An 8,949-nucleotide genomic window follows, 5' to 3' on the forward strand; every position below is an offset into this window, starting at 1 on the left:
AATACCTGCGCCCCTCCGAACGGCACCTGCCCGTGGACCGCTGGGTCAAGCCCCAGGAATTCCTGGACCTCCAGCACGAAGCCGAAGAAATCGGCTTCCTCGGCGTCATGTCCGGACCCCTGGTCCGCTCCTCCTACCGCGCCGGCCGGCTCTGGGCCACCGCCATGCGCAAAAAGGGCCACGACATCCCCGCCGAACTGACCCACATCGCCGACGGCATCCAGGACTCCGGCACCACCCGCCAGGAAGCCGCCAGCCTCCTCGCGGGATAAGCGCCTGCCTGGTGCAGGCTGGGGGCACCAGGCCGGCAAGGGCGGGCTTAAACTGGGGCTTATGCCCGCCCCGAAAGCCCTGCGCCCCTTTGCCCACCGTGAGTACCGGGTACTGATCGCGGCGCTGGCCATCTCGATCTTCGGGTCCGGGATGTGGGCCGTAGCCATGGTCTACCAGGTGATCCAGCTCGGCGGCGGGCCCCTCGAACTCTCCCTGGTGGCGGCCGCCGGGAGCGTCGGGTTGGTGGCCTTCGTTCTGGCCGGCGGCATTGCAGCCGACCGGATCCCGCAGCGCCAGCTGATCATCGCCGTCGAGGGCGCCAACCTGGCAGTCATCGCCGCCATCAGCGGACTGGCGATGGCGGGCTGGCTGCAGCTGTGGCATGTCGCTGCAGGCGCGTTCGTCCTCGGCGTCGGTGCCGCCTTCTTCTTCCCGGCCTATTCGGCCATCCTGCCGCGCATCCTGCCTGCCGAGGACCTGCTGGCTGCCAACGGCATGGAAGGCACCATGCGCCCGGTCCTCCAGCAGGCGGCGGGCCCCGCCGTCGCTGGCATCCTGGTGGCCGCGCTCTCGCCGTCGCACGCGGTGACGGGAGTGGCCATGTGCCACCTGCTGGCCTTCATCGTGCTGAACTTCCTGGCCCGCCATACCCTGGCGGGGCACCCCGGCGGGCATCCCGGCGGGCATCCCGATGGGGCGCAACGGAAACAGTCCTTCTTCCATGACCTGCGCGAGGGCGTCAGCTACACGCTGCGGACGCCGTGGCTGCTGTGGACCCTGGTCTGGGCATGCATCTCGGTGCTCTTCCTGATCGGCCCCATCGAGGTGCTGCTGCCGTTCGTGGTGCGCGACCAGCTGGGCGGCGATTCCAGCATGTTCGGCTTCCTGCTGGCCATCATGGGTGTCGGCGCGGCGCTGGGCTCCCTCGTCACCGCCTCGCTCCGGCTGCCCAGGCGCTACCTCACGGTGATGATGGTGTCCTGGGGAACCGGCAGCATGCCGCTGGCCGCCGTCGGGCTCATGGACAACTTCTGGGTCATCGCGGCAGCCCTGTTCGTGTGGGGCGTGACCGGCAGCGTGGGTATGGTCATCTGGGGAACGCTGCTCCAGCGGCGGGTTCCGCCGCACCTGCTGGGCCGGGTCTCCAGCCTCGATTTCTTCGTCTCGCTGGCGCTGATGCCGGTGTCCATGGCCCTGGCCGGCCCGGCCGCGGAGGTGCTGCCCATCTGGCTGATCTTCCTGGTGGCCGGCGGCGTCTGCCCCGTCATGGCGGTCATCGCTTTTGCCGTCGCCAGGATGCAGGCCGACGAGCTCGCCCACCCCCTGGACCGGGCACCGGAAGTGGAACGCGCGACGGCGGCAGGAGACTAAGGCGGCCGTCCGGCCGCCGCCTCCTCCCGCCGTCGGACGTCAGCCCTTGCCCCGCACCACCGGGATGCTTGCCGTGGGAAGGCCGCTCGGGAAGACGGTGGGCTCCGGCTCGGTGACCGGATCCAGGGCTACCCGGACGGGATCGTCGCCGACGGTTTGCACCTGCCCGCGGACGTCCACCTCCAGCGGTTCGCCTTCCTGGACGCTGAGCGTGATGGAGCCGGCCGTGAGCTGGACCAGCAGCAGGCGGCCACGGATCTTGAGGTGGAAGGTCAGCGCGTTCCATTCGGCCGGCAGCCGCGGATCGAAGTACGGCGCGGGACCCTGGTCCCGCAGGCCGGCAAAGCCGCACACGAGCGAGCTCCACACCCCACCGGTGGAGGCGATGTGGACGCCGTCGATCGTGTTCCCGTGGGTGTCGTCCAGGTCGATGAACACGGCGTTCGTGAAGTGCTCCAGGGCCTCCTTGGAGTAGCCCACCTCGGCCGCCATGATCCCCTGCACGCAGGCGGACAGGGTGGAATCGCCGGTGGTGATGGGATCGTAGAAGTCGAAGGCGCGCTGCTTTTCCTCGGCCGTGAAGTCCTGCCACTGGAGGAACATGGCCAGGACCGTGTCCGCCTGCTTGAGGACCTGGTGGCGGTAGATCACCAGCGGGTGGAAGTGCAGCAGCAGCGGGTACTTGGACCGCGGCGTGGTCCAGTCCCAGGCCTCAAGGGTCATGAAGTCGTTGTCCTGGGAGTGCACCTGCATCCGGTCATCGAACGGCAGCTGCATCAGGTCGGCGGCGGCCTCCCAGAGCTGGCGTTCCTCCTGGGTGATGCCGGCGTGCTCCAGGGCGGCAGCGGCCCGCAGATTGAAACGGGCCATGACGTTGGTGTACAGGTTGTCGTTGACCACTGCCGTGTACTCGTCCGGGCCGGTGACGCCGTGGATGTGGAAGAGCCCGTCCTTGCCGAAGAAGCCCAGTGAGATCCACATGCGGGCGGTCTCGATCAGCAACTCGGCGCCCATCCCGTCGCGGAACGCGGTGTCGCCCGTGGCCCACAGGTAACGGTTGGTGGCGAAGGCGATAGCGGCCGCGATGTGGAACTGGGCGGTGCCCGCGGCGTAGTAGGCGCTGGCTTCCAGCCCGTTGATGGTGCGCCATGGGAACAGCGCCCCGTCCACGCTGAGTTCCTTGGCCCGGATCTTCGCCTCAGGCAGCATGCCGTGCCGGAATTCCAGGACCTGCCGGGCGCCCTCGGGGTTGGTGTACGTCATGTACGGCAGGAGGTACACCTCTTGGTCCCAGAAGTAGTGGCCCTCGTAACCGGAACCGGTCACGCCCTTGGCCGGGATGCCGGCCACGCCTGCCCGCGCGGTTGCCTGGGCCAGCTGGAACAGGTTCCAGCGGATGGCCTGCTGCAGCTGCGGGGTGCCGCCGTCCACCACGATGTCCGAGGTGGCCCAGTAGCGGCGGTAGTGGTCTTCGCTTTCGGCAAAGATGTCCTGGACCGGCCGCAGCCCCGCTTCAGCCGCGTCGGCAGCATCTGCGGCGGGGTCCTGGACCGCGGCGCCCGCGGCGTAGCTGACGCTCTTCTCCAGGGTGAACGGCTGGTCCGGGCTCACCGCCAGGACATACCTGACGGTGCTGTCATCCTGGTCCACCACGGTCTCGAACGGCTGGTAGCCGGTGGAGGTCCAGTGGTCCACGGCGATGCCCACGCGTTGCTTGGATTCCGCGGCTTCCCAGGCGAGCCGGAGCGATCCGTCGCCGCCGTCGAGCCGCAGCGGCAGCAGCACGCGCCCCGCGTGGCGGCCCGCGCGGCGCGGATCATGGACGGAGTGGTCCTCGACCGGCTGGTCCTGCCGGTTGATGACGGAGGAGGTCACGTCCAGTGACACATCCTGGTCCGTGGCGACGGAGAGGGAGATGCCCAGGCTGCCGCGGGACGCGAAGCCCACTGCCCGGCGTTCGGTGGTGGTCACGGTGGCGCCGGAGCGGCACTGCCATGTGATCCGGCACTCGTACACGCCGGTGGCGAAGTCGAGGGTCCGCCGGTAGTCGACCACCTCGGATTCGGCGAGGCTGAGGGCCTCTCCGTCAACAACTACCGTGAAGTTGTTGGCATCCGGGATGTACAGGATGCGCTGGCCCGTCCGGGCGAAGCCGAAGGCGTTTTCGGCGTGCTTGATGTCCCAGATTTCGTGCAGCCCGTTGATGAAGCTGCCCGGCAGCTCGGCGTCCGCGGCGGCCCAGTGCGCGCCGCGGATTCCCAGGTGCCCGTTGCCGAGCGCAAAAAGCGTCTCCAGGGTACCGGCGTCGCCCGGCTCGTGGCGGGCTTCGACGAGCTGCCAGGGGTTATTCGGGAACCGCTCGCGGTCCGCGGTGATGAGTGCCATGGTGTTGGGGTCCTTTTGGCGTTACTGAGCTGCCGGCTGTGCCGGCAGATGTTATTCGAAGGGGGTGCGGCGCCTGGATGGCTGCTGCGGGGGAACAGCTGCCGTCCTGCCGCCAGTGGCTAGGGAACCAGTTCCTGCAGGTCCTGGACCACCAGCGTTGCCCCGGCGTCGAGGAGGGTCTGCCGGCCGGCGCCGCGGTCCACACCGATGACCGAGTGGAACGCTCCTGCCTGGCCCGCCTGGACCCCGGATACGGCGTCCTCCACCACGACGCATTCCTCGGTGGGGAGGCCCAGCAGCCGGGCAGCGTATTCGTAGGTGGCGGGGCTGGGTTTGCCAGGCAGGCCCTCCTTGGCAGCCAGCACGCCGTCCACCACCACGGCGAAGTGGTGGCTAAGCCCGGCGGCTTCCAGGACCGCCGGCGCGTTGCGGGAGGAAGAGACGACGGCGACCTTCAGCCCGCGTTCCAGCGCGGCCTGGAGGAAGCGCACCGAGCCCTCGAACGGTTCGACGCCGCCGCTGACGATGTCGTTGAAGATGCGGTTCTTCCGGTTGCCCAGGCCCTGGACGGTGGAGTTTGCAGGATCATCGTCCAGGGGACCTTCGGGAAGCACGATGCCCCGCGAGGCCAGGAAGTCGCGGACGCCGTCGAAGCGCGGCTTGCCGTCGATGTGGTCGAAGTAGTCGCTTTCGCGGTAGCCCGCCACCTCCGGCTGTGAGGCGAGGTAGCCTTCAAACAGTTCCTGCCAGGCCTGTTCGTGCACGGTGGCCGTGGGGGTCAGCACGCCGTCCAGGTCGAACAGGATGGCAGAAGCGCCGGTCCAGGCGGCAGTCTCTGTTGCAGGCAATGCAGTCATGGGCGGTTTGTCCTTTCAGACGGCAGGCAGCCGTGAAGACGGAGTGTGGGGGAGGTGGCTTCGGCGCCCGGATGACCAGCACAGGGGGCTGCCGGCGAAAATTGCTGCGGCGCGCAGGTCCCTGCTGGTCCAGATACGTCTTCCATCATGTGCCCGTTGCCAGTGAAGGACAACTTGGCGGAACGGAAACTTTCAGCCTCATGCTGCCGTGGGGTGCCCGCCCGGGCCGGGACGGCACCGGCGCATCGCCCCGGCTTGCTGCCTGCATGTCCTTCGCCTCCTTGTCCGCCCAGTTCAAGGCCACACTAAGGGCCGTAGACGAGTGTAAGCGCTTACAAATTTGGCTGGCAACTGTTTTTTTGCAACTGCTGGCGCCAGCCTGGATGTGACGGAATTCGCAGGGCTGAACGCCGGGTTTCCGCGCTCAGCGGAGGATGTAGTGGCGGAGGAAGGCGCTGACATCCACCATCTCGGCCTTTGACATCGCATGCCCCATTCCGGGATACGTCCGGCTGGTCAGGAGGGTGTTCTTCTCAAGCCAGTCAGCGGTATAGGCGGTGGCGTCGTCGTTGATCACCAGGTCCGCCTTGTCGCGGCCCCAGAAGAAGGGCGGCTTTGGGTCGAAGGAGTCTGTCAGGGCGAGCAGTTCATTGTTCAGGACGAAGCCGGACAGTCCCACCACCGACGCATAGGCCTGCGGGTGCAGCCGCAGCAGCGTACTCGCCATGGCCATGCCCTGCGAGTACCCCATCAGGCTGACGCTCGTGTGCTGGCCCCTGACGGCATTGACCCACCCGTGAACGGCATTGGTGGCGGAGATGACATCGGCGAAGTCGTTGACCAGGAAATAGTCCAGCAGGAACCAGCCGTAATGGTCGCCAATCGGCATGGGCGCGCGAAGGGCGGCGCAGGTGAATTCGGGGGGAAGGTAGTCGAAGAGCCGGACCATGCGGGACTCGTCCGTGCCGTAGCCGTGCATCATCACCAGCAAAGGCGTGCCTGCCCGCTGGTCCTCGGGCTTGGACCACACAACCGTTTCCATCGCACCAGCCTAGCCAGCCGTTACACAGATGAGACGCGCAGCGGCCCCCAAACCGTTGATCAGGGTCCCGCCGGGCTGTAGCGTTCGAATTAACTGACAGCATGCTTAGCATCTGTCGCGGGCTAAGCCAACGCCCATCCTCGACCAGAAGGAGCAAGACATGAGAATCGGATCCTCCATTTTCCTTATCGCCCTCGGCGCCATCCTGGCCTGGGCGGTAGCCCCCGGCCTCATCCCCTTCGTGGACCAGGTGCTCATCGGCTACATCCTGATGGCCGTGGGCGTTATCGGGCTGATTGCCTCCCTCATCCTCGCCCCCCCGGGCCGCAGCCGGCGCGTCAGTGAGACCCGCTCGGTGGTGGATCCGAACACCGGCGAGCGCATCACCCGCAACGAAAGCCGGGACGGCGGGCTTTAGCCCAGCGGAAGCGCAAACAGCAGGAAATGTCCGGGCACCGAGTGCCCTTCACTCCCGGAAAGCCGGGCCGGACCGTCATGGTCCGGCCCGGCTTTCCCCTTGGAGCGTTGACCGGGAGGGCGGCAACTCTCGAGTGGAAGGGCGGCATTTTGTTTCATGTTGGTTTCCATTGACAAACCAACAGAAGCAAAGATAAAGTCAAGTAACCCAACATCATGTGATGCCAGTCACCCCAGGCTTCGGAAGCCCAGGGCAGCGGCACCGAAAATCCCAGCACCAGCAACCTACGCAACGGAGGGTATGTGTTCGCCGAGGAGCGCCAGCAAAAGATTGCCGAGCTTGTTGCCGGCAGCGGCCGGGTCAGCGTGACCCACCTGGCCGAGCGCTTCCGCATCACTACCGAAACCGTCCGCCGGGACCTGGCCACCCTTGAGACCGCAGGCACAGTACGCCGCGTCCATGGCGGCGCCGTGGCGGCAGACCGATTCAGCACCACCGAGGAAAGCATCACCGAGCGCGCCATCCAGCGGCCCGACCAGAAAATCAGGATCGCAGAGGCCGCCCTGGCCCTCATCCCCCGCAATAAGGCCGCCAGCGTCCTGCTCGACGGCGGCACCACCACCGAAGTCCTGGCGGACATGCTTTCCCGCCGCCCCGCTGCCGAGCCAACCGATTCAGCAGAACCCCGGCCCGAACTCGTGGCCATCACCCACGCCGTCCCCATCGCGGCCAAACTCTCCAACGTCCCCGGCATAGCGCTGCAGATCCTGGGCGGCCGGGTGCGCGGCATCACCCAGGTGGCCGTGGGCCAGGCCACCGTCGACGCCGCGGCAAGAATCCGCCCGGACATCGCCTTCGTGGGCACCAACGGCATCCACGCGGATTTTGGCCTCAGCACTCCCGATCCTGAAGAAGCCGCCGTCAAGGCAGCCTTCGTCCATTCGGCACGCCGCATTGTGGTGCTGGCCGATTCCTCAAAGCTGGACACGGAAACCCTGGTCCAGTTCGCCTCCCTGAAAGACCTGGACACCTTGATTACAGACAGCGAACCCGGACCTGAACTGGCAGCCGCACTGGAAGAAGCCGGCGCAGACGTGGTGATCGCATGATCGTCACCTTCACCGCCAACCCCAGCCTGGACCGCACCGTGGCCCTGCCCGGCCCGCTGGAACGCGGCGAAGTGCAGCGCGCCGTCTCCGTCAGCCAGGAGTCGGGGGGCAAGGGCGTCAACGTTTCCCGCGCCCTGGTGGCCTCCGGCCTCGAATCCATGGCTGTGCTCCCGGGTGCGGACAGCGATCCCGTCCTTGCCGGCCTCCGTGAGAGCGCCGTGCCGTTCGCCTCGCTGCCCATCGACGAGCCGCTGCGCACCAACGTTGCCCTGACCGAGCCCGGCGGCGTGACCACCAAGATCAACGAGCCCGGCCCCATCCTGGATGCAAACCAGCAGGAGGCCCTGCTCAAGCTGCTCCTGGAGACGTCCCGCGGTGCCAGCTGGGTGGTCCTGGCCGGTTCCCTGCCGCCGGGCTTCCCGGCTGATTTTTACGCGACGGCGGCCCAACGCCTGCGTTCATCCGCCGACGGCGCGTCTCCGGAACGGACGCCGCTGATCGCCGTCGACTCGTCCGGCCAGCCACTCGCCGCAGCCCTCACCGGCGGCGCGGCCGGCATGCCGGACCTCCTCAAGCCCAACGCCGAAGAATTGGCAGAGCTGGCCACCGCGGCCGGCTTTGCCCCGGCCACCGCTGACGAACTGGAAGCGGACCCGGCGGCCGCAGCGGCAGCCGCTGCCGCCGTCGTTCGAGCGGGTGTGGGTGCTGTGCTGGCAACTCTCGGTTCCAAGGGAGCTGTCCTGGTAACGGCCGACGGCGCGTGGCTGGCCACGCATCCGCCGGTCTCCGCGGTCAGTACGGTGGGCGCGGGTGATTCCGCGCTGGCCGGCTATCTGCTCGCCCACGGCCAGGGTGCGTCCCCGGCCGATTGCCTTCGTCAGGCTGTGGCCCACGGTGCCGCTGCCGCCTCCCTGCCCGGTTCAACGGTTCCGGCAGTCCACCAAACAACCCCGGATGCCGTAACCATCACGGCCCTTCGAAAGGATTGACAGTGACTCAGCTCATCACCACTGAACTGGTCGAGCTCGACCAGAACCTGGGCAACGCGCCCGAGTCGGTGATCCGGCACCTGGCAGGCAAGGTAGCTGCCGCCGGACGCGCAACCGAGGTTGAAGGCCTCTTCGCCGACGCCTTCGCCCGCGAACAGAAGACCGCGACCGGTATCCCCGGCGGCATTGCCATCCCGCACTGCCGCTCGGCCGCGGTCACCGAACCCACCCTGGCCATGGCCCGCCTCAACCCGAAGGTGGACTTCGGCGCCAAGGACGGCCCGGCGGACCTGATCTTCTTCATCGCCGCCCCGGACGGCGCGGACCAGGAGCACCTGAAGCTGCTCTCCAAGCTGGCCCGGTCCCTCATCAAGAAGGACTTCACGGCAGCCCTCCGCAACGCCACCAGCCAGCAGGAGATCGTGGAGCTGGTGGACGGCGCCTGGCTGACAAGCCGGCAGCCCAGGCCGCCGCTGCCCCCGTCGGCGCCGCGACGGCCGGAGCG

General features: G+C 67.7%; 7 protein-coding genes and 2 pseudogenes. 6 read left to right on the forward strand and 3 right to left on the reverse strand.

The features are described from left to right. Together G205_RS19910 and G205_RS19915 are read left to right on the forward strand one after the other, a co-directional pair. Nucleotides 1-272 (forward strand): annotated as a pseudogene (locus G205_RS19910) (lipoyl synthase); the annotation flags it as partial. A 61-nt stretch (nucleotides 273-333) separates the two neighbouring features. After that, nucleotides 334-1,644, forward strand: coding sequence for an MFS transporter (locus G205_RS19915; RefSeq protein ID WP_009359605.1), 1,311 nt, complete (start codon nucleotides 334-336; stop codon nucleotides 1,642-1,644). A gap of 39 nt (nucleotides 1,645-1,683) precedes the next feature. Here the strand turns inward: G205_RS19915 and G205_RS19920 are convergent, their stop codons facing one another. The 3 genes from G205_RS19920 to G205_RS19935 all read right to left on the reverse strand — a co-directional run bounded on the left by G205_RS19920 (nucleotide 1,684) and on the right by G205_RS19935 (nucleotide 5,928). Then, nucleotides 1,684-4,029, reverse strand: a complete 2,346-nt coding sequence (locus tag G205_RS19920) for a glycoside hydrolase family 65 protein (protein WP_009359606.1) — start codon at nucleotides 4,027-4,029, stop codon at nucleotides 1,684-1,686. A gap of 119 nt (nucleotides 4,030-4,148) precedes the next feature. Then, the gene (locus G205_RS19925; RefSeq protein WP_009359607.1) at nucleotides 4,149-4,886 is read right to left on the reverse strand and encodes an HAD family hydrolase; all 738 of its coding nucleotides are present in this window, start codon (nucleotides 4,884-4,886) and stop codon (nucleotides 4,149-4,151) included. A gap of 424 nt (nucleotides 4,887-5,310) precedes the next feature. Then, entirely contained in the window at nucleotides 5,311-5,928 is a 618-nt protein-coding gene (locus tag G205_RS19935) for an alpha/beta hydrolase (protein ID WP_009359609.1), read from the reverse strand. A 160-nt stretch (nucleotides 5,929-6,088) separates the two neighbouring features. Between G205_RS19935 and G205_RS19940 the strand changes: the two genes are divergently transcribed. The 4 genes and pseudogenes from G205_RS19940 to G205_RS19955 form a co-directional block, all read left to right on the forward strand. After that, nucleotides 6,089-6,346: a DUF6458 family protein gene (locus tag G205_RS19940; RefSeq protein ID WP_009359610.1), complete on the forward strand. Its 258-nt coding sequence runs from the start codon at nucleotides 6,089-6,091 to the stop codon at nucleotides 6,344-6,346. A gap of 302 nt (nucleotides 6,347-6,648) precedes the next feature. Next, nucleotides 6,649-7,455, forward strand: coding sequence for a DeoR/GlpR family DNA-binding transcription regulator (locus G205_RS19945; RefSeq protein ID WP_009359611.1), 807 nt, complete (start codon nucleotides 6,649-6,651; stop codon nucleotides 7,453-7,455). Next, on the forward strand, nucleotides 7,452-8,444 hold the full coding sequence (locus G205_RS19950; protein ID WP_009359612.1) for a 1-phosphofructokinase family hexose kinase: 993 nt from the start codon (nucleotides 7,452-7,454) through the stop codon (nucleotides 8,442-8,444). The genes G205_RS19945 and G205_RS19950 overlap by 4 nt, the downstream gene beginning before the upstream one ends. Before the next feature lie 2 nt (nucleotides 8,445-8,446). Next, nucleotides 8,447-8,949: pseudogene (locus tag G205_RS19955) on the forward strand (PTS sugar transporter subunit IIA); the annotation flags it as partial.

The sequence above is a fragment of the Arthrobacter nitrophenolicus genome, from assembly GCF_000332815.1.
Taxonomy (GTDB): Bacteria; Actinomycetota; Actinomycetes; order Actinomycetales; family Micrococcaceae; genus Arthrobacter; species Arthrobacter nitrophenolicus.